The following is a 24,180-nucleotide window of genomic DNA, read 5'->3' as shown; positions in this document are numbered from 1 at the left end:
AACGATCTGATAATTCAACGATGAGGTGAGGCATGTTTTTAGTCATGTTGGTGGTGGCGCTGGTGGTGTCGCTGTTGACGGCCACGCTGACCGCTCGCTTTTTTGACAAGGCGGTGGACAGTATTCTGGCGCGGATTGTCGGCGTCGAGCTGGCCGATGCCTGGCACAAGTACATCCAGTTCGCCATCGTGGTGGTCGGGGTATCCGGCGGGGTACAGCTGTGGGAGCTGCAGAAGTACATCGCCAACAAGGGGGATAGTGGCGCGCCGCCGCCGCTCACCTTCATGAGCTGGGTGCTGGAGGTGTATCGCACGGTCATTGAGACCTTGCAGTCGATTGTCTGGCTGCTGTTGCTGTTTTTCCTCTGCGGCATGATTGCCATCGTGATTCTGCGCAGTATCGAGCAAAAGCGACAAAAACCAGACCAGGACCCGCAGGCCTGATCTGCGAGGAAGCAAAAATGCCGCGATATCGCGGCATTTTTTTTGCACAACGGCCGAGGTCAGGACAGGACCATATTGTCTCGGTGGATCAGTTCCGGCTCGCCGATGTAACCGAGCACGCCCTCGATGTCGCGGGTGGCGACCTTGATGATCTGCCGGGCTTCGTCCGAGCTGTAGTTGACCAGACCGCGAGCCAGTTCACGGCCGTCCGGCGCGATGCAGGCCACGGCTTCACCCCGCAGGAAGTCGCCCTCGACCGCCTCCACCCCGATGGGCAGCAGGCTGGTGCCGTTTTCGCCGATGGCCCTGGCCGCTCCCGCATCCAGCATGATGCGGCCGGAGAGTTTCAGGTGGTCGGCCAGCCATTGCTTGCGTGCCGCCATGCGGCTGGTGACGGCCTGCAACTGGGTGCCGATGCGCTCGCCGTCGGCCAGGCGCGACAGCACATGGTGCTCGCGACCGCAGGCGATGACGGTGTGGGCGCCGCTGTGGGCCGCGCGCTTGGCTGCCAGAATCTTGGTCAGCATGCCGCCGGTACCGACCTTGCTGCCTGCACCGCCTGCCATCTCTTCCAGCACCGGGTCCCCCGCCGTGGCATCTTCAACCAGTCGCGCCTGGGGATCCTTGCGCGGGTCCGCAGTGAACAGGCCGATCTGGTCGGTGAGGATCACCAGGGCATCGGCTTCGATCAGGTTGGTGACCAGTGCGCCCAGTGTATCGTTGTCCCCCAGCCGGATTTCATCCGTTACCACGGTGTCGTTTTCATTGATGATCGGCACCACGTTCAGGTTGAGCAGTGTCGTCAGGGTCGAGCGGGCGTTGAGGTAGCGGGTGCGGTCGGCCAGATCCTCGTGGGTGAGCAGGATTTGTGCGGTACCGAGACCGAAGGCGCGAAAGGCCGTTTCGTAAGCCTGACACAGACCCATTTGCCCGACGGCGGCCGCGGCCTGCAACTGGTCGACGCTTTTGGGGCGGGTCGCCCAGCCCAGTCGCTGGCAGCCTTCGGCAATGGCGCCGCTGGAAACCAGCACCACCTGCTTGCCGCGACGTTTGAGTTCAGAAATTTCTTCAGCCCAGCGACCCAGCGCCGCCAGGTCGAGCCCCTTGCCGTCGTTGGTGACCAGACTGGAGCCGACCTTGACGACAATGCGGCTGGCTGCGTGGATGACCGAATGCATGGTGAAAGATGTCCGAATGAAAGAGGTCAATTATAGGCGGAGCCGCGTCGGCGGCGAAGCCTCTCAGGGCAGCGGAGGTTGTGCCGCGCCCTCCGTCCGGCCCTGCGCCAGGTGGTCCAGTGTGAGGCAGGTGGCCTCGATCAGCTGGCTCATCTCGCTGTCCGTCAGGCAGTAGGGCGGCATGAAATACACCGACTGGCCGATCGGTCGCAACAGGCAGCCACGTTGCAGCATGGCGGCGAAGAAGGCCAGGGCGAAATCGCCGCGTTCTGTCTCGACATCAAAAGCCCAGATCATGCCCTGATGACGGAAGTGGCGTACATCGCCTCGCGTGGCGAGAGGCTGCATCAGGCGGCTGAAGCGCTCGGCCTTGTCGCGGTTCAGCGCCAGGATGTCTTCTTCCTGCAGGGTGTCCAGCACCGCCAGTGCAGCGCTGCAGGCCAGCGGGTTGCCGGTATAGCTGTGTGAATGCAGAAAGCCGTCGCGGACATCGTCGCTGTAAAAGGCCTGATAGACCTCGTCGGTGGTGAGGACGCAGGACAGCGGCAGAAAACCACCGGTGATGCCCTTGGACAGGCAAAGAAAATCCGGACGGATGTTGGCCTGCTCACAGGCAAACAGCGTACCGGTGCGGCCAAAACCGACGGCGATTTCATCGGCAATCAGGTGAATTTGGTACTGGTCGCACAGACGGCGGGCTTCGCGCAGATAGTCCGGATGGTACATGGCCATGCCGGCGGCACCCTGAACCAGCGGCTCCAGGATCAGCGCCGCGGTCTCCCCTGCATGCTTGCGCAGGACATTCTCCAGCGCCCGGGCGGCGCGCAGTGCGACGGCACTTGGCGTTTCATCCGACTGCGCCAGGCGGGCATCCGGTGTCGGGACACGAATGGCGCGCTGAAGCAGCGGGGCATAGGTGGCCGAGAACAGGGGCACATCCGTGACTGCCAGCGCGCCGACGGTTTCACCGTGATAGCTGTTCTCCAGACTGATAAACCGACACTTCTCCCCTTTGCCGCTGTTCTTCCAGTAGTGGAAGCTCATTTTCAGGGCAATTTCGGTGGCGCTGGCGCCATCGGAGCCATAGAAAGCATGGCCCAGTCCCGTCAGCGCCGCCAGGCGCTCGGATAATTCGATGACCGGACGGTGGGTAAAGCCGGCCAGCATGACGTGCTCCAGCTGATCCAGTTGGGTGCGGATAGCCTGCTTGATGCGCGGATGGCCGTGACCGAGCAGGTTGACCCACCAGGAGCTGACCGCGTCGAGATAGCGTTTGCCATCGAAGTCACTCAGCCAGGCGCCCTCGGCCCTGGCGATCGGCACCAGGGGAAAGCGCTCGTGACGTTTCATCTGGGTGCAGGGGTGCCATACAGCCTGAGTGCTGCGTGTCAGCCAGTCTTGATTCGACATGCCGGTATTCCATCCAAGAACAAAATCAGGGTAGTGATGCTATCACGCTCGCCGACTTCCGGCTTGCCGCGCTGAGCTGTTGAAGCTTCGCCGGCTGGCTAGCATGGACTTCCGCCCTTCGGGGATTTGACACTGTCAAAGGAGGCAATATGTGGCACAAGCGGGTCCATGCGGGCTTTTCCTTGATCGAACTGATGGTGGTGGTGGCGATTGTCGGGCTGCTGGCGGTGACGGCCATACCGCGCTATCAGGACTACACCACCCGGGCAAAACTGACCGAGGCGCTACAGTTAGTGGCCGCGGCCCGGGTCAGCGTGGCCGAGGCCATGGTGACCCGGGGGGGCTGGCCGGAGAGCCTGGAGGAGGCCGGTGTAGAGGAGATCAGCAGCGAAGTGGTCAAGAAGATCGAATTAACAAAAAAGGGTAATGATGCTGTGTTGACGGTCACGGTGCACAACACGGGTAATCCGCAGGTCGATGGCAAATCCTTTTCCATGCGAGGCGAAATGGCCCAGTCCGGCGGCACGGGTACGGTGCAGGCGGCTGATGGCAGCGAGCGCACCCTCAATGCCCGCGGGGTGATCAGCTGGCGTTGCCTGCCGGGAAATGCCTCCGGGGCGGAGCCGATCCCGAATTCATTCTTGCCAGCCAACTGCCGCTCTGGCGGGAAATAAGACGAAAAGGATGTGGCAAACAGGCACACAGGGGCTTCTCCTGTGTGCTTTGTGCATCAAAACCGCCGGGGAGGCGGCAAACGTTGTTGTTTAAGCGAATTTGATTAAAAAGCGTGCTGGCTTAGCACGATTTTTGCGCTATCCTTGCGGCTTCAACGAAACGACCCCGAGCTATGCAATTCAGAACCCTGACCCTGTCGATGGCCACCCTGTTCTGGTGCCTGATTGCCATCGTCCCCTTCGCCTCGCCAATTCACTATGTGCCGCTGCCGCAATGGTGGGGTGAGCTCATGACGGTCTGGCTGGCCTTTGGGGCCGGACTGCTGCTGGCCTGCAACGGCATCCTGTTCGAACGCCTGCCGCGCGCGATGATCTGGTGTCTGGTGCTGGCGCTGTGCTGGGCGATTCAGCCCTGGTTTGTGAAAATCCTGTTCCCCGGCATGAATTACGCCACGGCGCTGGCATTCAGTGCGCTGGCCTATCTGGCAGCCGTGACCCTGACCTTGCGTGATGAGCTGGGTCTGCCGCGCCTGACCTACTGGCTGGCCTGGGCCCTGATGGCCGGGGCGCTGGTGCAATCGCTGATCGGTCTGACACAGCTGACCGGGATTGCCCCCATGCTGGGCGGCGTGGTGTTTTATGATTCCTCACATCTGACGACCAACATCTTTGGTCATATCGGGCAGCGCAATCAGTACGCGCATTATCTGATGTGGGGCATGATCGCCGGGGTATACCTGTTCTCGACCGAGAAGCTGCGCGGGCGCTGGTTCCTGCTGTGGATGGTCTGGCTGTCGGTGATGCTGGCCTATGCCGGGTCGCGTACCGTACTGCTGTACGTGGTGGCCGTGGTGCTGATCAGCATTGTCTGGCATGCCCGGATTCGCACGGCCATTTCGCGCCGGCTGATGCTGTCCATGCTGCTGGCCTGCGCCGCCATTGTGGCGGGCCAGTTCCTGCTGCCATACGTCAATCAGTTTGTGGCGCTGTTTACCCATAATCAGCAGGCCGTATCTTCCGGTGTGCAGCGGCTGGCCGCCAATGGCGACGATATGTCTTCCCGGCGTTTTGCCGAGATGTACAAGGCCTGGCTGGTGTTCCGTGCCCACGCGGTACACGGCGTGGGCTGGTCGCAGTTTGCTGCCGAAAGTGTGCGTCTGCAGGCTTTGCCGCAGTTTGCCAATGATGGTTTTAACAGTGGCCTGTTTACCAATGCCCATAACCTGGTGCTGCAGTTGCTGGCCGAAATGGGCTGGGTGATCACCGCGATTGTCTTCGTTGGTTTCGGCTGGGTGATCTGGCCCTATTTCAGCCAGAAGGCCCAGGTGGAAGGCGTGCTGCCGCTGGCCTGCATGGCTGTGACCCTGATCCACAGCATGGTCGAGTATCCGCTGTGGTATCTGTACTTCCTGGCGATGCTGGTGGTTTTCATGTCGCTGGCGCCCTTGCCGGAACGTGGTCGCGGTACCGGTCTGGGGGTGTTGTGGCGGCTGGTGCTGTTTGCCGGCATGGTGGCGCTGGCGGTGATGTCGGTGGCGTCGGTGCGGCATTACAGCGAGCTGACCGGGCTCTATACCCCGGCAGACAACGAGAAAATCGACAATCCCCGCATTGCTCGCCTGGGGCAGATTGTGCGCGATGAGCCGCTGTACGCCTTCCATGCACTGTATACGCTCGACAATTATCTCGAGGCGACACCGGACAATCTGCAGCAGAAGCGTGCCTGGGTGGATCAGATGGCCGCCATTCGTCCCTATCCGGATGTGTTGCTGAAGCAGGCAGAAATGCAGGCGCTGGTGGGGCAGGAAGCACAGGCCGAACAGACGCTGCGTCTGGCGCTGGCTTCGTTCCCGACCTATGCCCATGACTTTATCGAAGATTTGAAGGACGGCCCGGCATCCTGGCAGCGTTTGCGTGTCATCAGCAGTGAGGCTTATGCCAGGCTGCCGGCGCGTTATCGTACCGCCCCGGCCGAATAATGCCGCGGATGCCCCGGGCCCTGTTCGACAGGGCCCCGTACGGGGCAGGCAATAAAAAACCCTGCCGGCTGCGGCAGGGTTTTTTCATGGGCGGTGAGTGAAGATCAGGCCTGACTGAGCATCGCCTGTTTCATTTTCCCCAGCGCCTTGGCCTCGATCTGGCGGATTCGCTCGGCAGAGACGCCGAACTCGGCAGCCAGATCATGCAGGGTGGCACCGCTGTCATCGGCCAGCCAGCGCGCTTCGATGATGCGGCGACTGCGGTCATCCAGCGTGCACAGTGCTTTTTCCAGTCCAACCGTTTGCAGCTGAGCCAGGGCCTTCTTTTCCAGCTGACGGGTCGGCTCGGTTTCGGCGTCGGCCAGCCAGTCGATCGGGGCAAAGGCTTCGTCGTCGCCTTCTTCCGCCACCAGGGCGATATCCTGACCGGTCAGGCGAGTTTCCATTTCCAGCACTTCTTCACGCTTGACGCCCAGATCATCTGCGATGGCCTGTGCTTCTGCATCGGTGAGTGCGGAAAAGTTCTTCTTCATGCTGCGCAGGTTGAAGAACAGCTTGCGCTGAGGCTTGGTGGTGGCAATGCGCACCAGGCGCCAGTTGCGCAGGATGAATTCGTGGATTTCAGCCTTGATCCAGTGGATCGCGAACGAGAACAGGCGGACACCGCGGTTGGGCTCGAAGCGCTTGACTGCCTTCATCAGGCCGATATTGCCTTCCTGGATCAGATCGGCCTGCGGCAGGCCGTAACCGGCATAGCCACGCGCAATGGACACCACGACGCGCAGGTGCGAGAGCACGAGCTTTTTCGCCGCTTCCAGATCGTTGGATCCGTGGTAGCGGGTTGCCAGCTCGTTCTCTTCTTCCGCCGTCAGCATCGGGACGCTGTTCACGGCCTGGATGTACTGCTCCAGACTGCCGGAGGTTGATGGAACGGGCAATGCAAAAGTTGTGGTCATAGGGCGTTGGTTCTCCAATCAAGGTAATGCAATGTTAGCACTCGGGTTAGTCGAGTGCTAGTCGATAAAGTTTCATTCCCTGATGTATTTGTTTATCGATTTAATAGCCTGTTGTTATCAGCGTGGCCCGATATGCCGCAGGTGGTGGTCGGCGGCAAGACGGGCGCCAATCACCGCCAGCAGGGCGGCGCCACCGATGAATACCGCCAGTTCTACAGGCTGAAGCATGCGCAGGGAGACGTGCTCGTTATAGAGACGGGCAAAGGCCTGAATCGGCGGATTGGCAATCAGCGCCAGCCAGCTGGTGAGCCCCCAGGCGATCAGGGCGGCCAGAATGCCCTGCCACAGCGCGTGGTAGATGAACGGGCGGCGGATAAAGCTGTCCGGTGCGCCGATGAGCTTGGTGACTTCGATTTCATCGCGCCGGGCCAGGATCTGCATACGAATGGTGTTGTGGGTGACCAGGACCAGGGCTACGCCCAGCACCGCGGCCAGGAACCAGGTGAGCTGGCGGCCGAGCGAGATCATGGCGAACAGGCGCTTGGCCCAGCTGGCATCGAATTGGGCGCTCTCGACCATTGGCAGGCCGGATAGCTCTTTTTGCAGCATGTCCAGTTCGCGCGGGTCGAGTGTGGTCGGGGTGACGACGAAGGCGTCGGGCAGCGGGTTGCTGCCCAGTCCGTCCGACAGGCCCTGCAGGCCGTTGCGCGCTTCCATGTCTTTCAGTGCCTGACCCTTGCTGATGTAGACGAAGGATTGCACTTCGGGGTGCTTGTGCAAGGTGCTGTTGACGGCAGAAATGTCGGCCGCCTCGGCGCTTTGCTCCATATACAGCGTGATTTGCGGCGTGGCCGTGAGCCGGCCGGCCCAGTCCTGCAGGCTGGCCATGGCGACAAACAGCGACAGCGGCAGCGCCAGGGCCACCGACAGCATCAGCAGGTTGAGCAGGCTGCCAAAGGGCTGGCGCATAATCTTGATCAGGGCGCTGCGGGCGCTTTGTGCGTGCAGATAGAAGAAGTGTTTCATGCGGCGAATTGTCCTTCTCTCAGACGGATGATGCGGCGGCCGTAATCCTCCATCAGGGTTTCGTCGTGCGCCGAGATCACCACGGTGGCCCCAACCTGATGGAAGGATTTGAACAGTTCCATGATGTCCAGTGCGTAGGCACGGTCCAGATTGGCCGAAGGTTCATCGGCGATCAGGATGGAGGGGCGGTGCACGACGGCGCGGGCGATGCACAGGCGCTGCTGCTCACCACCGGACAAGCGGATGGGCATGGATTTCTCCCGCCCCAGCAGACCGACCTTGTCCAGCGCTGCACGCACGCGTCGCGCGGCGTCGCGCCGGTCGAAGCCGATGATGTCCAGTGGCAACATCACATTATCGAAGACGTTGCGGTCGAACAGGATTTTGTGGTCCTGGAACACCATGCCGATATGCTGGCGAATGAAGCAGATCTGATTGTTGCGCATGCGGGTGAGGTTCTGGCCATTGACCAGCACGCCACCCTGGGTCGCACGCTCGATACCGGCGATCAGCTTCAGCAGGGTGGACTTGCCTGCGCCGGAGTGCCCCGCCAGGAAAACCATTTCGCCGGTGTCGATGGAAAAGGACAGGTTCTTCAGTGCCTCAATGCCACCGGGGTAACGCTTGCTCACCTGGTCAAACTGAATCATGCGGTGTGATCCTCAACAATGTCGGGTTGCTGTCGTGCCACTCAATCGAACAGTGCATCGATGTAGTCACGGGCCGAGAAGGGGCGCAGATCGTCCAGACCTTCACCGACGCCGATGAAGCGCAGTGGAACCGGGTGCTGCTTGGCGATGGCGGCGATGATGCCGCCCTTGGCCGTACCGTCTAGCTTGGTCAGGATCAGGCCGGTCAGCCCCAGCGCCTCGTCAAACACCTTGACCTGATTGAGGGCGTTCTGGCCGATGTTGGCATCCAGCACCAGAACGACCTCCTGCGGTGCCTCGGGCAGCGCCTTCTGGATGACGCGCTTGACCTTGCGGATTTCTTCCATCAGGTGCAGCTGAGTCGGCAGGCGGCCGGCCGTATCGGCCAGCACGATATCGATGCCGCGGGCCTTGGCCGAGTTGATGGCATCAAAGCAAACGGCGGCGGAGTCGCCACCCTGCTGGGTAATGACGGTCACATTGTTGCGTTCGCCCCATTCCATCAGCTGTTCGCGCGCCGCGGCACGGAAGGTGTCGCCGGCAGCCAGCAACACGGATTTGTTCTGATTCTGGAAGTACTTGGCCAGTTTGCCGATGGAGGTGGTCTTGCCGGCGCCGTTGACCCCGGCCATCATGATGACGAACGGCTTGCCCTGGCTGGTGTCGAGCGGTACTTCCAGCGGCGCGATCAGCTCATACAGCACGTCTTTCAGTGTCTGTTTGAGTTCACTGCTGTCTTTCAGACCGCGCAGAGAGACACGGGCGCGCACCTCGCGCAGCAGGTGTTCGGTGGCATCGACCCCCATGTCGGCCGTGAGCAGCACGGTCTCGAGTTCTTCGTAGAGCGCTTCGTCGATCTGTCCGCCACCGAAGAGCGAGGCGAGGTTTTTGCCGAGTTTGTCACGCGTCTTGGCCAGGCCCGACTTGAGTCGTTCGGTCCAGCTGCGCTGAGGGATGGCCGGCGTGTCGGAAGGTTCGCGCGGAGCGGCTTCGACTTCGCTGACGTCGGTATCGGATTTCTTTTTGAAAAAACTGAACATGCGTGACCTGTTGATGCTATTAAAGGCGAATGGTGAAATTGTACCTATTAAAGCTGTGCCCGGCACGCCGGTTCATGAAAGAATAACGGGTTGTACGTATTTTATTGACGATGTTTGACCGAGGGCGGTGTCAGCCTGTTCGACAAACGGTAGTATGCAACTCTGGCGGATGGCATGAATCAGCAACGTAACAAAGTCAGAATCATCGGTGGCGAGCACCGGCGGCGCCTGTTGTCCTTCCCGGACTCCGCAGGCTTGCGACCGACACCGGACCGGGTGCGGGAAACCGTCTTCAACTGGCTGGGGCAGAATCTGTACGGCAAGAAATGCCTGGATTTGTTTTCCGGCAGCGGTGCCATGGGGTTTGAGGCCGCGTCCCGCGGCGCAAGCAGTGTGGTGATGGTGGAGAAGAGCAAGGCCGTGGCTGCATCGCTGCAGTCCAACAGGCAGTTGCTGGCTGCGGGCAATGTCGATGTGCAGTGTACCGATGCACTGCAGTATCTGCGCCACAGTCGTGAAGTGTTTGATGTGGTGTTTGTCGATCCGCCGTACGATAGCGACTTGCTGCAGCAGGTGCTGCCCATGTTGCCGGGATTGCTGGCACCGGAAGCGGTCGTGTATCTGGAGAGCCGGCAATGGCCCGCTCTGGCAGGGTGGACGGAATTGCGTCGGGGGAAGGCGGGAACGGTCTGTTATGGATTGATTGCCCGCGACGCCGCCGACTGAATGGTGTATGAATGGATGAGACCGGTCTGCGACCGGACGAGTCTGCCGTGAAATGTGTAGAGGAATGAATTATGGCTTTGATGATTACCGACGAATGCATCAATTGCGACGTCTGTGAACCCGAGTGCCCCAATCATGCGATTTCGCAGGGCGAAGAGATTTATCAGATCGACCCCGAGCTGTGCACCCAGTGCGTTGGTCATTACGACGAGCCGCAATGCCAGCAAGTCTGTCCGGTAGATTGCATTCCGCTGGATCCTTCGCGTGTCGAAAGCGAAGAAGAGCTGATGCAAAAGTATGAGCGGATCTCTGCCAAAGGCTGATTCCTGCCGCTAAGTTCATGATCCGAAAGGAAACGCCCGGGATGGCCGCCCAGCCTGCCGGGCGTTGTCTTTTGGCGGTGTGGAAAAAAGCTGAATTTTTTTTGTTTTGGGTGTTGACACCCCTGAGGGGCTTCTATAATATTCGGCTCTCTTCACGGAGGGATTCCCGAGCGGTCAAAGGGATCAGACTGTAAATCTGACGGCTCTGCCTTCGAAGGTTCGAATCCTTCTCCCTCCACCAGATTTCAAGCGTTTTGGCGCGAGTAGTAAATGGTCGTCCGTGTTCGTGATAGGCGGGTGTAGCTCAATGGTAGAGCAGAAGCCTTCCAAGCTTATGACGAGGGTTCGATTCCCTTCACCCGCTCCAAGCGTATTAGCCTGTTAGAGGCCCATGTAGCTCAGGGGTAGAGCACTCCCTTGGTAAGGGAGAGGTCGGCAGTTCAATTCTGCCCATGGGCACCACCACGTAACTTTTTGATTTGGATTCAGGGAAAAGTTCATCATGGCAAAAGGTAAGTTTGAGCGGACTAAACCGCACGTAAACGTCGGCACCATCGGTCACGTTGACCATGGTAAGACCACCCTGACTGCTGCCATCACCACCATTCTGTCGAAGAAGTTCGGTGGCGAAGCCAAGGGCTACGATCAAATTGATAGCGCGCCGGAAGAAAAGGCACGTGGTATTACCATTAACACCGCTCACGTTGAGTACGAAACCGAGACCCGCCACTACGCACACGTAGACTGCCCGGGTCACGCCGACTACGTGAAGAACATGATTACCGGTGCTGCCCAGATGGACGGCGCGATCCTGGTTTGCTCGGCCGCTGACGGTCCGATGCCGCAAACCCGCGAACACATCCTGCTGGCTCGCCAGGTGGGTGTACCGTACATCATCGTTTACCTGAACAAGTGCGACATGGTAGACGACGAAGAGCTGCTGGAACTGGTTGAAATGGAAGTGCGCGATCTGCTGTCTTCCTACGACTTCCCGGGCGATGATCTGCCGATCATCAAGGGTTCGGCCCTGAAGGCGCTGGAAGGCGACCAGTCCGAAATCGGCGAACCGTCGATCTTCCGTCTGGCTGATGCTCTGGACAGCTACATCCCGACCCCGGAACGTGCCATCGACAAGCCGTTCCTGCTGCCGATCGAAGACGTGTTCTCGATCTCCGGCCGTGGTACCGTTGTGACCGGTCGTGTTGAGCGCGGTATCGTCAAGGTCGGCGAAGAAATCGAAATCGTTGGTATCAAGGCTACCGCCAAGACCACCTGCACCGGCGTGGAAATGTTCCGCAAGCTGCTGGATCAGGGTCAGGCTGGTGACAACGTCGGCGTTCTGCTGCGTGGTACCAAGCGTGAAGAAGTTGAGCGTGGTCAGGTTCTGGCCAAGCCGGGTTCCATCACCCCGCACACCGACTTCACCGCTGAAGTTTACGTTCTGTCGAAGGAAGAAGGCGGCCGTCACACCCCGTTCTTCGCCAACTACCGCCCGCAGTTCTACTTCCGTACCACGGACGTGACCGGCGCTGTATCGCTGGCTGAAGGCGTGGAAATGGTTATGCCTGGCGACAACGTCAGCATCACCGTTGCGCTGATCGCTCCGATCGCCATGGAAGAAGGTCTGCGCTTCGCTATCCGCGAAGGTGGCCGCACCGTCGGCGCCGGCGTTGTAGCCAAGATCATCAAGTAATTGCAGGTTTATAGGCCAGTAGCTCAATTGGTAGAGTATCGGTCTCCAAAACCGAGGGTTGGGGGTTCGAGACCCTCCTGGCCTGCCAAGTAAGACTAACCGGCGCTATTGCGCCGGTTGGTCTTTTGTCACATACGCGCTGAGAACATTCCGTATGGAAATGCAAGACAAAATCAAGCTGTCCCTGGCTGGTCTGCTGATCGCCGCTGGCGTGGTAGGCTTCTATATGATTCCGGAGGCGCAGAGCTTTGTGCGCGTCCTGGCCATGTTTGTGGCGCTGGTGCTGGCTGCCGCCGTTGTCTGGACCACGCAGTCCGGACGAGAGTTCGTTGCCTATGCGCGCGACTCGGTCGCCGAAGGGCGCAAGGTGGTATGGCCCACCCGCAAGGAAGCCATGCAGATGACGGGGATTGTCTTCCTGTTTGTTGCCGTCCTGGCATTGTTCATGTGGTTGGTTGACTCGGGTCTGACCTGGTTGGTCTACGACGTGATTCTCGGTCGAGGTTGATAGATAAATGGCTAAACGCTGGTATGTCGTGCACGCTTATTCCGGTTTCGAGAAGAGCGTGCAAAAAGCACTGCGCGAGCGCATCGATCGTTCCGATGTTGCTGATCAGTTCGGCCAGATTCTGGTGCCGGTTGAAGAAGTGGTGGATATCAAGAACGGTCGCCGTTCGATCACCGAGCGCAAGTTCTTCCCGGGCTATGTGCTGATCGAAATGGAAATGACCGATGAAACCTGGCACCTGGTGAAGAGTACGCCCAAGGTGACCGGCTTCATTGGCGGCACGGCGAACAAGCCGGCGCCGATTTCCAAGAAGGAAGTCGATTCGATCATGCAGCAGATCCAGGAAGGGGTGGAGAAGCCCCGTCCGAAGGTGCTGTTCGAAGTGGGCGAAAAGGTCCGTGTGACCGATGGTCCGTTCAACGATTTCAACGGTACGGTCGACGAAGTCAACTACGAGCGCAACAAGCTGCGTGTCTCGGTGCAGATCTTCGGTCGTGATACCCCGGTTGAGCTGGAATTCAGTCAAGTAGAAAAAGTCTGATTGCTACTTGGCAATGTGGGTGAAGGATGTGTATAATCCAACCCTTTCGTCTGGGAAGCAGGCTTGCGCCTGCGTTATACCCGTTTAGGAGTGTAAATCGTGGCAAAGAAAATTGTCGGCTATATCAAGCTGCAAGTGCCCGCTGGTAAAGCCAATCCGTCGCCGCCTATCGGCCCGGCTCTGGGTCAGCGCGGTCTGAACATCATGGAATTCTGCAAGGCGTTCAACGCCCAGACTCAAGGCGTTGAGCCGGGTCTGCCGATTCCGGTTGTGATCACTGCTTACGCAGACAAGTCCTTCACCTTCATCATGAAGACCCCGCCGGCCACCATTCTGCTGAAGAAGGCCGCCGGCCTGCAGAAGGGTAGTCCCCGTGCCAATACCCAGAAGGTAGGCAAGGTGACCCGTGCCCAGCTGGAAGAAATCGCCAAGACCAAGCAGCCGGATCTGACTGCCGCCGACATGGACGCCGCCGTGCGTACCATCGCTGGCTCCGCTCGCTCCATGGGTCTCGAAGTGGAGGGTGTGTAAATGGCTAAAGTTTCCAAGCGCATGCAAGCAGTTGTTGCCAAGATCGATCGCAACAAGCTGTACCCGGTAGACGAAGCCCTGGCGCTGGTCAAGGAAGCGGCGACTGCCAAGTTCGACGAGTCTATCGACGTTGCCGTTAACCTGGGCGTTGATCCGCGTAAGTCCGACCAAGTGGTTCGTGGCTCCGTGGTTCTGCCGCGTGGTACTGGTAAGTCGGTTCGCGTTGCCGTGTTTGCTCAGGGTGCTGCCGCTGATGCAGCCCGTGAAGCCGGTGCCGAAGTCGTTGGCTTCGAAGACCTGGCCGAGCAAGTCAAGGCCGGTCAAATGGACTTCGACGTTGTGATCGCAGCACCGGACGCCATGCGCGTTGTCGGTCAGCTGGGTCAGATCCTCGGTCCGCGCGGCCTGATGCCGAACCCGAAGGTGGGTACCGTGACCCCGAACGTTGCCGAGGCTGTGAAGAACGCCAAGGCTGGTCAGGTTCAGTACCGTACCGACAAGGCCGGTATCGTTCACGCCACCATCGGTCGCGCTTCGTTCGAAGCCGCTGCCCTGCGCGAGAACCTGGTTGCACTGGTTGATGCCCTGCTGAAGGCCAAGCCGGCCGCAGCAAAGGGTCAGTATCTGAAGAAGGCTGCCGTTTCCAGCACCATGGGCGTCGGCGTTCGCGTAGATACCAACAGCTTCTCTGCCTGAGTGCAATGAAGTTGTGACAGGCGCAAGCCTGTCAAGGCTTTGGGCTGGCGGGCTCGTCCCGCCAGATTGTCAAAGACCGTAGGAGCCTCAGGGCTTAATCGCTGGAAACAGCATCCTACGCAGATGGTGTACCCGAATAGAAGGCTTCAGCGTTTCGAGCCCATGTAGCTCAGGGGTAGAGCACTCCCTTGGTAAGGGAGAGGTCGGCAGTTCAATTCTGCCCATGGGCACCACCGAAACGACGCATGTTGTCTCCTGAAAGGTCGCCGCTGCAAAGCGGAGTGCGATGTTCGCACTTCATTTCAGACTAGGAGGTAGACCTTGAGTCTCAATCTTGAAGATAAAAAGGCGGTTGTCACTGAGGTATCGGCCAAGCTGGCTGACGCCCAGACCATCGTAATCGCCGAATATCGGGGGATCGAGGTTAGCAGCATGACCCAGCTCCGTGCCAAGGCACGCGAGAACGGTGTGTATCTGCGCGTTCTGAAGAACACGCTGGTACGTCGCGCCGTTCAGGGTACCGCATTCGAAGGCCTGGCTGACCACATGGTCGGCCCGCTGGTTTACGGTATCTCTGCTGATCCGGTTGCTGCAGCCAAAGTGCTCCAACAATTCGCGAAGACCGACGACAAGATCATCGTCAAGGCCGGTTCTTACAATGGCAACGTTCTGAATGCCGCTCAGGTTGCTGAGCTGGCGTCGATCCCGAGCCGCGAAGAACTGCTGTCCAAGCTTCTGTTCGTTATGCAGGCTCCTGTGTCCGGCTTTGCCCGCGCACTGGCCGCACTGGCGGAAAAGAAGCAGGCCGAAGCCGCTTAACCTTTTTGATATATACAGATTTCTGGAGATTTTCACATGGCAATCACCAAAGAAGACATTCTCGAAGCCGTTGCTGGCCTGACCGTTATGGAACTGAACGACCTGGTTAAGGCGTTCGAAGAGAAGTTCGGCGTTTCCGCTGCTGCCGTTGCCGTTGCCGGCCCGGCTGCTGGTGGCGCTGCTGCTGCTGAAGAAAAGACCGAGTTCGACGTTATCCTGTCCGCCGTTGGCGACAACAAGGTTAACGTGATCAAGGTTGTACGTGCTATCACCGGTCTGGGCCTGAAAGAAGCCAAGGACCTGGTTGACGGCGCTCCGAAGCCGGTCAAGGAAGGCGTTGCCAAGGCTGAAGCTGACGACATCGTTAAGCAACTGACCGAAGCCGGTGCCAAGGCTGAAATCAAGTAATCTTCTTTGAAAAAAGAAGGAAGGCTGGCGGAGAAATCCGCCAGCCTTGTTGCGCTTGTGAATGAGTGATTAGAGAAGTTAAACGCCAGCAATTAATAGCGTGTGGTTGCTGACATTTGGTTTCTTGCGCCACCCCACCTCGATGGAGACTCTATGAGTTATTCGTTTACTGAGAAGAAACGTATTCGTAAGAGCTTTGCGAAACGTGCCAGTGTTCTCGATGTCCCATTCCTGTTGGCGACCCAGATTGATTCGTATACCGAATTCCTTCAACTGGGTACTCCGGTAGAGCAGCGCAAGGATGTTGGTCTGCAGGCTGCCTTCAAGTCGATCTTCCCGATCACCAGTCACAACGGTTATGCCCGTCTGGACTTTGCACACTACATTCTTGGCGAGCCTCCGTTCGATATGCAGGAGTGTCAACTGCGCGGCATTACTTATGCTGCTCCGTTGCGCGCCCGTATCCGCCTGACGATCTTTGACAAAGAATCTTCCAAGCCGGTGGTGAAGGAAGTGCGCGAAAACGAAGTGTACATGGGTGAAATTCCGCTCATGACCACCAACGGTTCGTTCATCATCAACGGTACCGAGCGCGTGATTGTCAGCCAGCTGCATCGCTCGCCTGGCGTCTTCTTCGAGCACGACCGCGGCAAAACCCACTCCTCGGGCAAGCTGCTGTTCTCGGCTCGCGTGATTCCCTACCGCGGCTCCTGGCTCGACTTCGAGTTCGATCCGAAGGACCTGCTGTACTTCCGTATCGACCGTCGTCGCAAGATGCCGGTCACCATCCTGCTCAAGGCCCTGGGTTATACCGAAGAGCAGATCCTGTCCGAGTTCTACAGCTTCGACACCTTCTACCTGACCAAGAACGGCGTGTTCATGAAGGTGGTGGCCGATCGTCTGAAGGGCGAAGTGGCCAAGTTTGATCTGGTCGGTGCCGACGGCAAGCTGATCGTCGCTAAGGACAAGCGCATCACCGCCAAGCACATCCGCGACATCCAGACCGCCGAGCTGGACCGCGTTGAAGTGCCGGCCGATGCCCTGCTGGGCCGCGTACTGGCCCGCGCCGTGGTCAATACCGATACCGGTGAAGTGATCGCCCGTGCCAACGAAGAGATTTCGGAAGAAATCCTGGCCAAGCTGGCGCTGACCGAAGCATCGGAAATCGACGTGCTGTTCACCAACGACCTGGATCAGGGGGCGTACATCTCGCAAACCCTGCGTGTCGATGACATCCAGGATCGCCTGCAGGCGCGTGTTGCGATCTATCGCATGATGCGTCCTGGCGAACCGCCGACCGAAGACGCCGTCGAGCAACTGTTCCAGCGCCTGTTCTTCAGCGAAGAAACCTACGATCTGTCGCGCGTGGGTCGCATGAAGTTCAGCTCGCGCACCTACCAGTACAAGTTCGATGACAAGACGCCGGAGTGGTTCAAGACCCTGATCGGCGAGAAGTTCGCGTCGCGTCGCGACATCATGGACGGCACCCTGTCGACCGAAGACATCGTCTCGGTGATTGCCATCCTGACCGAACTGCGCAACGGTCGCGGCGAAGTCGATGACATCGATCACCTGGGCAACCGTCGCGTGCGTTCGGTGGGCGAATTGGCCGAGAACCAGTTCCGTGCCGGTCTGGTGCGTGTCGAGCGCGCCGTCAAGGAACGCCTGAACCAGGCTGAATCTGACAACCTGATGCCGCATGATCTGATCAACGCCAAGCCGGTATCGGCCGCGATCAAGGAATTCTTCGGTTCCAGCCAGTTGTCGCAGTTCATGGACCAGACCAACCCGCTGTCGGAAATTACCCATAAGCGCCGTGTTTCGGCCCTGGGCCCGGGCGGTCTGACCCGCGAACGTGCAGGCTTCGAAGTCCGCGACGTGCACCCGACCCACTACGGCCGCGTGTGCCCGATCGAAACGCCTGAAGGTCCGAACATCGGCCTGATCAACTCGCTGTCGGTTTATGCCCGCACCAACGAGTTCGGCTTCCTGGAAACCCCGTACCGCAAGGTCGTGGATGGCAAGGTAACCAGCGAGATCGATTACCTGTCCGCGATCGAGGAAGGTCGTTACGTCATCGCTCAGGCCAACGCCGAGCTGGATGAAGAAGGCCGTCTGATCGACGACCTGGTGACCTGCCGTGAGAAGGGCGAAACCATTCTGTCCACCCCGGACCGCGTACAGTACATGGACGTGGCCACCGGTCAGGTGGTGTCGGTTGCTGCCTCGCTGATTCCGTTCCTGGAACACGATGACGCCAACCGTGCCTTGATGGGCGCCAACATGCAGCGCCAGGCCGTACCGTGCCTGCGTCCGGAAAAGCCGTATGTCGGCACCGGCATCGAGCGCGATGTGGCCATCGACTCGGGTACCACCGTCGTGGCGCGCCGTGGCGGCGTGGTCGATCTGGTGGACGCCAACCGCGTGGTGATTCGCGTCAATGACGACGAAGCCACCGCTGGTGAAGTGGGTGTGGATATCTACAACCTGACCAAGTTCACCCGTTCCAACCAGAACACCAACATCAACCAGCGCCCGGTCGTGCATGTCGGCGACAAGCTGGCCAAGGGTGATGTGGTGGCTGACGGTGCGTCGACCGACCTGGGCGAACTGGCGCTGGGTCAGAACATGACCATCGCCTTCATGCCGTGGAACGGTTACAACTTCGAGGACTCGATTCTGATCTCGGAAAAGGTGGTGGCAGAAGACCGCTACACCTCGATCCATATCGAAGAACTGTCGGTTGTTGCCCGTGACACCAAGCTGGGACCGGAAGAAATCACCCGTGATATCCCGAACCTGTCCGAGCGCATGGCTGGCCGTCTGGATGAGTCCGGTATCGTTTACATCGGCGCCGAGGTCGAGGCCGGTGACGTGCTGGTCGGCAAGGTCACCCCGAAGGGTGAAACCCAGCTGACGCCGGAAGAGAAGCTGCTGCGTGCGATCTTCGGCGAGAAGGCCTCCGATGTGAAGGACACCTCGCTGCGCGTACCGACCGGCATGACCGGTACCGTGATCGACGTTCAGGTCTTCACCCGTGAAGGCATCGAGCGCGACAAGCGTGCCCAGTCGATCATCGACGCCGAACTGAAGCGTTATCGTCTGGACCTGAATGACCAGCTGCGTATTTTCGAGAACGATGCCTTCAGCCGTATCGAACGCCTGATCACCGGCAAGCCGGCCAATGGCGGTCCGAAGCGTCTGGCCAAGGGCACCATCATCGATGCCGAGTACCTGGAAAGCCTGGGTGCCAAGCACGACTGGTTCGACATCCGCATGAGCGATGAAGACATCGCCAAGCAGCTGGAACTGATCAAGGACAGCCTGGCGCAGAAGCGTGAAGAATTCGACCTCAAGTTCGAAGACAAGAAGCGCAAGCTCACCCAGGGCGACGAACTGCCCCCGGGCGTGCAGAAGATGGTCAAGGTCTACCTGGCCGTCAAGCGCCGCCTGCAGGCCGGTGACAAGATGGCCGGTCGTCACGGTAACAAGGGTGTGGTGTCGCGCATCCTGCCGGTGGAAGACATGCCGTTCATGGGCGATGGCCGCCCGGTCGACATCGTGCTGAACCCGCTGGGCGTACCGTCGCGTATGAACATCGGTCAGATTCTGGAAGTGCATCTGGGCTGGGCCGCCAAGGGTATCGGTGAGCGCATCGACGGCATGCTGAAGAGTCAGCGCGCTGTGGCCGAGATCCGCGAGTACCTGACCCGCGTGTACAACGAAACCGGCAAGCCGGAGCAGATCGACAGCATGACGGACGACGAAATCCTGATGCTGGCCGACCACCTGCGCAAGGGTATGCCGTTCGCCACGCCGGTGTTCGACGGTGCCAAGGAAGCGGAAATCCGCCACATGCTGAACCTGGCCTACCTGGACGAAGATCCGCGTACGGCTCAACTGGGCTTCAATGATTCCAAGACCCAGCTGACGCTGCACGATGGCCGTACCGGCGAAGCCTTTGACCGCAAGGTCACGGTTGGCGTGATGCACTACCTGAAGCTGCATCACCTGGTCGATGACAAGATGCACGCCCGTTCGACCGGCCCGTACTCGCTGGTGACCCAGCAGCCGCTGGGTGGTAAGGCACAGTTCGGTGGTCAGCGCTTCGGTGAGATGGAAGTCTGGGCACTGGAAGCCTATGGCGCCGCCTACACCCTGCAGGAAATGCTGACGGTGAAGTCCGACGACGTGACCGGCCGTACCAAGGTGTACGAAAACATTGTCAAGGGCGAGCACAAGATCGACGCCGGCATGCCGGAGTCCTTCAACGTGTTGGTGAAGGAAATCCGCTCGCTTGGCCTGGACATCGACCTGGAACGTTATTGATAGGCGCGCCGGTGCGGCACTCGCCGCGCCGGCCCCCTGACTGGAGACGCAATGAAAGCACTGCTCGACCTCTTTAAGCAGGTGACGCAAGAAGAAGAGTTTGATGCGATTAAGATCGGCATCGCCTCACCGGACAAGATCCGTTCCTGGTCCTACGGTGAAGTCAAGAAGCCCGAAACCATCAACTATCGTACCTTCAAGCCGGAACGTGACGGCCTGTTCTGCGCCCGCATCTTCGGGCCGGTGAAGGATTACGAATGCTTGTGCGGCAAGTACAAGCGCCTGAAGCATCGTGGCGTGATCTGCGAAAAGTGCGGCGTGGAAGTCACGCTGTCCAAGGTTCGCCGTGAACGCATGGGCCACATCGAGCTGGCCAGCCCGACCGCGCACATCTGGTTCCTGAAGAGCCTGCCGTCGCGTCTGGGCATGGTGCTCGACATGACCCTGCGCGACATCGAACGCGTACTGTACTTCGAAGGCTTCGTCGTGACCGACCCGGGCATGACCCCGCTGACCCGTGGCCAGCTGCTGTCCGAAGAAGACTTCCTGGACAAGGAAGACCAGTACGGCGAAGAGTTCAAGGCCATGATGGGTGCCGAGGCCGTGCGCGAACTGCTGCGCAGCCTGGACCTGGAACGCGAGATTGAAACCCTGCGCCGCGAACTGGAAAGCACCGGTTCCGACACCAAGATCAAGAAGATTGCCAAGCGCCTGAAGGTGCTGGAAGCCTTCCTGCGTTCCGGCATGAAGCCGGAATGGATGATCCTGGAAGTGCTGCCGGTCCTGCCGCCGGAACTGCGTCCGCTGGTACCGCTGGATGGTGGTCGTTTCGCGACCTCGGATCTGAACGATCTGTATCGCCGCGTGATCAACCGTAACAACCGTCTGAAGCGCCTGCTGGAACTGCGCGCGCCGGACATCATCGTGCGCAACGAAAAGCGCATGCTGCAGGAGTCGGTGGACTCGCTGCTGGACAACGGTCGTCGCGGCAAGGCCATGACCGGCGCCAACAAGCGTCCGCTCAAGTCGCTGGCCGACATGATCAAGGGTAAGGGCGGTCGCTTCCGTCAGAACCTGCTGGGTAAGCGCGTCGACTACTCCGGCCGTTCCGTGATTACCGTGGGCCCGACCCTGCGTCTGCATCAGTGCGGTCTGCCGAAGAAGATGGCGCTGGAGCTGTTCAAGCCGTTCATCTTCCACAAGCTGGAAGTCATGGGCCTGGCGTCCACCATCAAGGCGGCCAAGAAGCTGGTCGAGCAGGAAGTGCCGGAAGTCTGGGACATCCTGGAAGACGTGATCCGCGAACATCCGGTCCTGCTCAACCGTGCCCCGACCCTGCACCGTCTGGGTATTCAGGCCTTTGAGCCGGTGCTGATCGAAGGCAAGGCCATCCAGCTGCATCCGCTGGTCTGCGCGGCATTCAACGCCGACTTTGACGGTGACCAGATGGCTGTTCACGTGCCGCTGTCGCTGGAAGCGCAGATGGAAGCCCGTACCCTGATGCTGGCCACCAACAACGTGCTGTCGCCAGCCAACGGCGAGCCGATCATCGTGCCGTCGCAGGATATCGTGCTGGGTCTGTACTACATGACCCGCGACCGCGTGAATGGCAAGGGTGAAGGCATGGTATTTGCCGACACCAAGGAAGTGCATCGCGCCTACGAAACCCGTCAGGTCGAACTGGCCACCCGCATCACCGTCCGCCTGAAGGAATGGGAAAAGGACGAGCAAGGCGAGTTCCAGCCGGTCATCAAGCGTTACGAGACCACCGTGGGTCGTGCGCTGCTGTCCGACATCCTGCCGAAGGGCCTGGGCTTCGAGCACATCAACAAGGCGCTGAAGAAGAAGGAAATCTCCAAGCTGATCAATGCATCGTTCCGTCGTTGCGGCATCCGCGACACGGTGATCTTTGCCGACCAGCTGATGTACACCGGTTTCGCCTTCTCCACCCGCGGCGGTATCTCGATCTGCGTCGACGACATGCTCGTGCCGACCAAGAAGACCGATCTGCTCGCCGAGGCGCACAAGGAAGTCAAGGAAATCGAAGAGCAGTATCGCCAGGGTCTGGTGACCCAGGGCGAACGCTATAACAAGGTGGTCGATATCTGGGGTCGCACCGGTGACAAGGTCGCCAAGGCGATGATGGACGAGCTGTCCAAGCAGAAGGTGCTGGATCGCGACGGCAAGGAAGTCGACCAGGAATCGTTCAACTCGATTTACATGATGGCCGACTCCGGTGCCCGGGGCTCGGTGGCTCAGATCAAGCAGCTGGCCGGTATGCGGGGCCTGATGGCCAAGCCGGACGGCTCGATTATCGAGACCCCGATTACCTCGAACTTCCGCGAAGGTCTGACGGTATTGCAGTACTTCATCTCGACCCACGGTGCCCGTAAGGGTCTGGCGGATACCGCGTTGAAGACGGCAAACTCCGGTTACCTGACCCGTCGTCTGGTCGACGTGACGCAGGATCTGGTCGTGATCCAGGACGATTGCGGCACCACCAACGGCTTCACCATGAAGGCCGTCCTGCAGGGTGGTGACGTGATCGAAGCCCTGCGTGACCGTATTCTGGGTCGCGTGGCTGCGGTGGACGTGATTGATCCGTCGAGCGGCGAAACCGTGATCGAAGCCGGCACGCTGCTGGACGAGCATCTGGTTGACATGGTCGACAACCTGGGTATCGACGAAGTCAAGGTTCGCACCCCGATCACCTGCGACACGCGCTACGGTCTGTGCGCCAAGTGCTACGGCCGCGATCTGGGCCGAGGCAAGGAAGTCAATGCCGGTGAAGCAGTCGGTGTCATCGCTGCCCAGTCGATCGGTGAGCCGGGTACCCAGCTGACCATGCGTACCTTCCACATCGGTGGTGCCGCATCGCGTAACGCTGCTGCCAGCCAGGTGGAAGCCAAGTCGAACGGTACCGTACGCTTCTCCAGCCAGATGCGTTATGTCACCAACACCAAGGGCGAGCTGATCGTGATCACCCGTTCCGGTGAAGTGGTGATCCATGACGATATCGGCCGCGAGCGCGAACGTCACAAGGTACCGTACGGTGCGACCCTGCTGGTAACCGATGGCCTGGTCATCAAGGCTGGTCACGTGCTGGCGACCTGGGACCCGCATACCCGTCCGATCATTACCGAGTACGCCGGCCGCGTGAAGTTCGAAAACGTGGAAGAAGGCACCACGGTCGCCAAGCAGGTGGACGAAGTGACCGGTCTGTCGACGCTGGTGGTCATCGACCCGAAACGTCGCGCCGGTTCGCAATCCAAGCTGCTGCGTCCGTTGGTCAAGCTGCTGGACGAGAATGGTCTGGAAGTCAAACTGGCCGGTTCGGATGCTTCGGTGTCCATCACCTTCCAGGTCGGCGCCATCATTACCGTCAAGGATGGTCAGGAAGTCGGCAAGGGTGAGGTTCTGGCGCGTATTCCGCAAGAAACCACCAAGACCCGCGACATTACCGGTGGTCTGCCGCGCGTGGCCGAGCTGTTCGAAGCCCGCTCGCCGAAGGACGCCGGTATGCTGGCCGAAGTCACCGGTACCGTATCGTTCGGCAAGGACACCAAGGGCAAGCAACGTCTGATCATTACTGATCTGGACGGCAATACCTTTGAAAACCTGATTCCGAAGGACAAGCACGTTCTCGTGCACGACGGTCAGGTGGTCAACCGCGGCGAATTGATTGTCGACGGTGCCGTTGATCCGCACGACATTCTGCGTCTGCAGGGTATCGAAGCGCTGGCGCGCTACATCGTGCAGGAAGTACAGGAAGTGTACCGACTGCAAGGTGTGAAGATTAACGACAAGCACATCGAAGTGATCATCCGCCAGATGCTGCGCCGTGTGATCATCACCGATTCCGGCTCGACCGAGTTCATCCAGGGTGAACAGGTAGAACGTGCTGAAGTGCTGGAAACCAACGACCGCATGCTGGCCGACGGCAAGGAACCGGCTCAGTACGAAAACGTACTGCTGGGTATTACCAAGGCGTCGCTGTCCACCGACTCGTTCATCTCGGCGGCTTCCTTCCAGGAAACCACCCGAGTTCTGACCGAAGCGGCCATCATGGGCAAGAAGGACGATCTGCGTGGTCTGAAGGAAAACGTGATCGTCGGTCGTCTGATCCCGGCTGGTACCGGCCTGGCTTACCACCGCAACCGTCGTCGCAACCCGGATTCGCAAGATCTGTTTGCTGACGCGATGTCGCTGGAAACGCCGCAAACCAGCCTGGAAAGCAACGAATAAAACCC

At 59.5% G+C, this 24,180-nt stretch carries 20 protein-coding genes and 5 tRNA genes; 19 read left to right on the top strand and 6 right to left on the bottom strand.

What is annotated here, in order from left to right; translation table 11 throughout:
* Positions 1 to 32: 32 nt before the first annotated feature.
* Positions 33 to 443, top strand: coding sequence for a hypothetical protein (locus AACH39_RS09675; protein ID WP_215780467.1), 411 nt, complete (start codon positions 33 to 35; stop codon positions 441 to 443).
* Positions 444 to 502: 59 nt separating this feature from the next.
* Here the strand turns inward: AACH39_RS09675 and proB are convergent, their stop codons facing one another.
* Together proB and bioA are read right to left on the bottom strand one after the other, a co-directional pair.
* The gene (proB, locus tag AACH39_RS09670; RefSeq protein ID WP_215780469.1) at positions 503 to 1,621 is read right to left on the bottom strand and encodes a glutamate 5-kinase; all 1,119 of its coding nucleotides are present in this window, start codon (positions 1,619 to 1,621) and stop codon (positions 503 to 505) included.
* Positions 1,622 to 1,684: 63 nt separating this feature from the next.
* Entirely contained in the window at positions 1,685 to 3,031 is a 1,347-nt protein-coding gene (gene bioA, locus AACH39_RS09665; RefSeq protein ID WP_338619767.1) for an adenosylmethionine--8-amino-7-oxononanoate transaminase, read from the bottom strand.
* 149 nt (positions 3,032 to 3,180) lie between these two features.
* Between bioA and AACH39_RS09660 the strand changes: the two genes are divergently transcribed.
* Positions 3,181 to 3,705, top strand: a complete 525-nt coding sequence (locus AACH39_RS09660) for a pilin (RefSeq protein WP_338619765.1) — start codon at positions 3,181 to 3,183, stop codon at positions 3,703 to 3,705.
* 173 nt (positions 3,706 to 3,878) lie between these two features.
* The gene (locus AACH39_RS09655) at positions 3,879 to 5,684 is read left to right on the top strand and encodes an O-antigen ligase family protein (protein ID WP_215780476.1); all 1,806 of its coding nucleotides are present in this window, start codon (positions 3,879 to 3,881) and stop codon (positions 5,682 to 5,684) included.
* 104 nt (positions 5,685 to 5,788) lie between these two features.
* Here the strand turns inward: AACH39_RS09655 and rpoH are convergent, their stop codons facing one another.
* The 4 genes from rpoH to ftsY form a co-directional block, all read right to left on the bottom strand.
* A complete protein-coding gene (gene rpoH / locus AACH39_RS09650; RefSeq protein WP_215780479.1) occupies positions 5,789 to 6,640 on the bottom strand; it encodes an RNA polymerase sigma factor RpoH in 852 nt (283 codons plus the stop codon).
* Positions 6,641 to 6,757: 117 nt separating this feature from the next.
* Positions 6,758 to 7,666, bottom strand: coding sequence for a permease-like cell division protein FtsX (gene ftsX / locus AACH39_RS09645; RefSeq protein ID WP_215780482.1), 909 nt, complete (start codon positions 7,664 to 7,666; stop codon positions 6,758 to 6,760).
* Positions 7,663 to 8,316: a cell division ATP-binding protein FtsE gene (ftsE, locus tag AACH39_RS09640; protein WP_215780485.1), complete on the bottom strand. Its 654-nt coding sequence runs from the start codon at positions 8,314 to 8,316 to the stop codon at positions 7,663 to 7,665. The genes ftsX and ftsE overlap by 4 nt, the downstream gene beginning before the upstream one ends.
* 41 nt (positions 8,317 to 8,357) lie before the next feature.
* Positions 8,358 to 9,356: a signal recognition particle-docking protein FtsY gene (ftsY, locus tag AACH39_RS09635; protein WP_338619764.1), complete on the bottom strand. Its 999-nt coding sequence runs from the start codon at positions 9,354 to 9,356 to the stop codon at positions 8,358 to 8,360.
* A gap of 174 nt (positions 9,357 to 9,530) precedes the next feature.
* Here ftsY and rsmD point away from each other — a divergent pair, with 174 nt between their 5' ends.
* The 16 genes from rsmD to rpoC all read left to right on the top strand — a co-directional run bounded on the left by rsmD (position 9,531) and on the right by rpoC (position 24,175).
* Positions 9,531 to 10,082 carry a 16S rRNA (guanine(966)-N(2))-methyltransferase RsmD gene (rsmD, locus tag AACH39_RS09630; protein ID WP_215780490.1) on the top strand — a complete coding sequence of 184 codons (552 nt, stop codon included), beginning with the start codon at positions 9,531 to 9,533 and terminating at the stop codon, positions 10,080 to 10,082.
* A 71-nt stretch (positions 10,083 to 10,153) separates the two neighbouring features.
* The gene (locus AACH39_RS09625) at positions 10,154 to 10,405 is read left to right on the top strand and encodes a YfhL family 4Fe-4S dicluster ferredoxin (protein WP_215780493.1); all 252 of its coding nucleotides are present in this window, start codon (positions 10,154 to 10,156) and stop codon (positions 10,403 to 10,405) included.
* Positions 10,406 to 10,561: 156 nt separating this feature from the next.
* Positions 10,562 to 10,646: transfer RNA gene (locus AACH39_RS09620), tRNA-Tyr, on the top strand.
* 52 nt (positions 10,647 to 10,698) lie between these two features.
* Positions 10,699 to 10,772: transfer RNA gene (locus AACH39_RS09615), tRNA-Gly, on the top strand.
* A 20-nt stretch (positions 10,773 to 10,792) separates the two neighbouring features.
* Positions 10,793 to 10,867, top strand: a tRNA-Thr gene (locus tag AACH39_RS09610).
* A gap of 40 nt (positions 10,868 to 10,907) precedes the next feature.
* Positions 10,908 to 12,098, top strand: a complete 1,191-nt coding sequence (gene tuf / locus AACH39_RS09605) for an elongation factor Tu (RefSeq protein ID WP_215780495.1) — start codon at positions 10,908 to 10,910, stop codon at positions 12,096 to 12,098.
* A gap of 12 nt (positions 12,099 to 12,110) precedes the next feature.
* Positions 12,111 to 12,186 (top strand) — tRNA-Trp (locus tag AACH39_RS09600).
* A 66-nt stretch (positions 12,187 to 12,252) separates the two neighbouring features.
* Positions 12,253 to 12,606, top strand: coding sequence for a preprotein translocase subunit SecE (secE, locus tag AACH39_RS09595; protein ID WP_215780497.1), 354 nt, complete (start codon positions 12,253 to 12,255; stop codon positions 12,604 to 12,606).
* A 7-nt stretch (positions 12,607 to 12,613) separates the two neighbouring features.
* A complete protein-coding gene (gene nusG / locus AACH39_RS09590) occupies positions 12,614 to 13,147 on the top strand; it encodes a transcription termination/antitermination protein NusG (protein ID WP_215780499.1) in 534 nt (177 codons plus the stop codon).
* A gap of 99 nt (positions 13,148 to 13,246) precedes the next feature.
* Positions 13,247 to 13,678: a 50S ribosomal protein L11 gene (gene rplK, locus AACH39_RS09585; RefSeq protein ID WP_215780501.1), complete on the top strand. Its 432-nt coding sequence runs from the start codon at positions 13,247 to 13,249 to the stop codon at positions 13,676 to 13,678.
* Positions 13,679 to 14,374 (top strand): 50S ribosomal protein L1, encoded by a 696-nt coding sequence (gene rplA / locus AACH39_RS09580; protein WP_215780504.1) that lies wholly within the window; start codon positions 13,679 to 13,681, stop codon positions 14,372 to 14,374.
* Positions 14,375 to 14,532: 158 nt separating this feature from the next.
* Positions 14,533 to 14,607, top strand: a tRNA-Thr gene (locus tag AACH39_RS09575).
* Between the two features lie 88 nt (positions 14,608 to 14,695).
* A complete protein-coding gene (rplJ, locus tag AACH39_RS09570; protein ID WP_215780505.1) occupies positions 14,696 to 15,193 on the top strand; it encodes a 50S ribosomal protein L10 in 498 nt (165 codons plus the stop codon).
* Positions 15,194 to 15,229: 36 nt separating this feature from the next.
* Positions 15,230 to 15,601: a 50S ribosomal protein L7/L12 gene (rplL, locus tag AACH39_RS09565; RefSeq protein WP_215780506.1), complete on the top strand. Its 372-nt coding sequence runs from the start codon at positions 15,230 to 15,232 to the stop codon at positions 15,599 to 15,601.
* 153 nt (positions 15,602 to 15,754) lie between these two features.
* Positions 15,755 to 19,930, top strand: coding sequence for a DNA-directed RNA polymerase subunit beta (gene rpoB / locus AACH39_RS09560; RefSeq protein ID WP_215780507.1), 4,176 nt, complete (start codon positions 15,755 to 15,757; stop codon positions 19,928 to 19,930).
* Between the two features lie 51 nt (positions 19,931 to 19,981).
* Positions 19,982 to 24,175: a DNA-directed RNA polymerase subunit beta' gene (gene rpoC, locus AACH39_RS09555; RefSeq protein ID WP_215780508.1), complete on the top strand. Its 4,194-nt coding sequence runs from the start codon at positions 19,982 to 19,984 to the stop codon at positions 24,173 to 24,175.
* The last annotated feature ends 5 nt before the right edge of the window (positions 24,176 to 24,180 follow it).

This window comes from Paludibacterium flexuosum (assembly GCF_037076605.1).
Taxonomy (GTDB): Bacteria; Pseudomonadota; Gammaproteobacteria; order Burkholderiales; family Chromobacteriaceae; genus Paludibacterium.
The sequence above is the reverse complement of the archived record's forward strand: the minus strand, read 5'-3'. Positions and strand labels throughout refer to the sequence as shown.

Bases quoted from the DNA above. Each gene is read 5' to 3' on its own strand.
- rpoC (WP_215780508.1), top strand. From the start codon at position 19,982: ATGAAAGCACTGCTCGACCTCTTTAAGCAGGTGACGCAAGAAGAAGAG.
- bioA (WP_338619767.1), bottom strand. From the start codon at position 3,031: ATGTCGAATCAAGACTGGCTGACACGCAGCACTCAGGCTGTATGGCAC.
- nusG (WP_215780499.1), top strand. From the start codon at position 12,614: ATGGCTAAACGCTGGTATGTCGTGCACGCTTATTCCGGTTTCGAGAAG.
- AACH39_RS09675 (WP_215780467.1), top strand. From the start codon at position 33: ATGTTTTTAGTCATGTTGGTGGTGGCGCTGGTGGTGTCGCTGTTGACG.
- ftsY (WP_338619764.1), bottom strand. From the start codon at position 9,356: ATGTTCAGTTTTTTCAAAAAGAAATCCGATACCGACGTCAGCGAAGTC.
- rpoB (WP_215780507.1), top strand. From the start codon at position 15,755: ATGAGTTATTCGTTTACTGAGAAGAAACGTATTCGTAAGAGCTTTGCG.
- tuf (WP_215780495.1), top strand. From the start codon at position 10,908: ATGGCAAAAGGTAAGTTTGAGCGGACTAAACCGCACGTAAACGTCGGC.
- ftsE (WP_215780485.1), bottom strand. From the start codon at position 8,316: ATGATTCAGTTTGACCAGGTGAGCAAGCGTTACCCCGGTGGCATTGAG.
- rsmD (WP_215780490.1), top strand. From the start codon at position 9,531: ATGAATCAGCAACGTAACAAAGTCAGAATCATCGGTGGCGAGCACCGG.
- rplL (WP_215780506.1), top strand. From the start codon at position 15,230: ATGGCAATCACCAAAGAAGACATTCTCGAAGCCGTTGCTGGCCTGACC.
- AACH39_RS09625 (WP_215780493.1), top strand. From the start codon at position 10,154: ATGGCTTTGATGATTACCGACGAATGCATCAATTGCGACGTCTGTGAA.
- rpoH (WP_215780479.1), bottom strand. From the start codon at position 6,640: ATGACCACAACTTTTGCATTGCCCGTTCCATCAACCTCCGGCAGTCTG.
- rplA (WP_215780504.1), top strand. From the start codon at position 13,679: ATGGCTAAAGTTTCCAAGCGCATGCAAGCAGTTGTTGCCAAGATCGAT.
- AACH39_RS09655 (WP_215780476.1), top strand. From the start codon at position 3,879: ATGCAATTCAGAACCCTGACCCTGTCGATGGCCACCCTGTTCTGGTGC.
- AACH39_RS09660 (WP_338619765.1), top strand. From the start codon at position 3,181: ATGTGGCACAAGCGGGTCCATGCGGGCTTTTCCTTGATCGAACTGATG.
- ftsX (WP_215780482.1), bottom strand. From the start codon at position 7,666: ATGAAACACTTCTTCTATCTGCACGCACAAAGCGCCCGCAGCGCCCTG.
- proB (WP_215780469.1), bottom strand. From the start codon at position 1,621: ATGCATTCGGTCATCCACGCAGCCAGCCGCATTGTCGTCAAGGTCGGC.
- secE (WP_215780497.1), top strand. From the start codon at position 12,253: ATGGAAATGCAAGACAAAATCAAGCTGTCCCTGGCTGGTCTGCTGATC.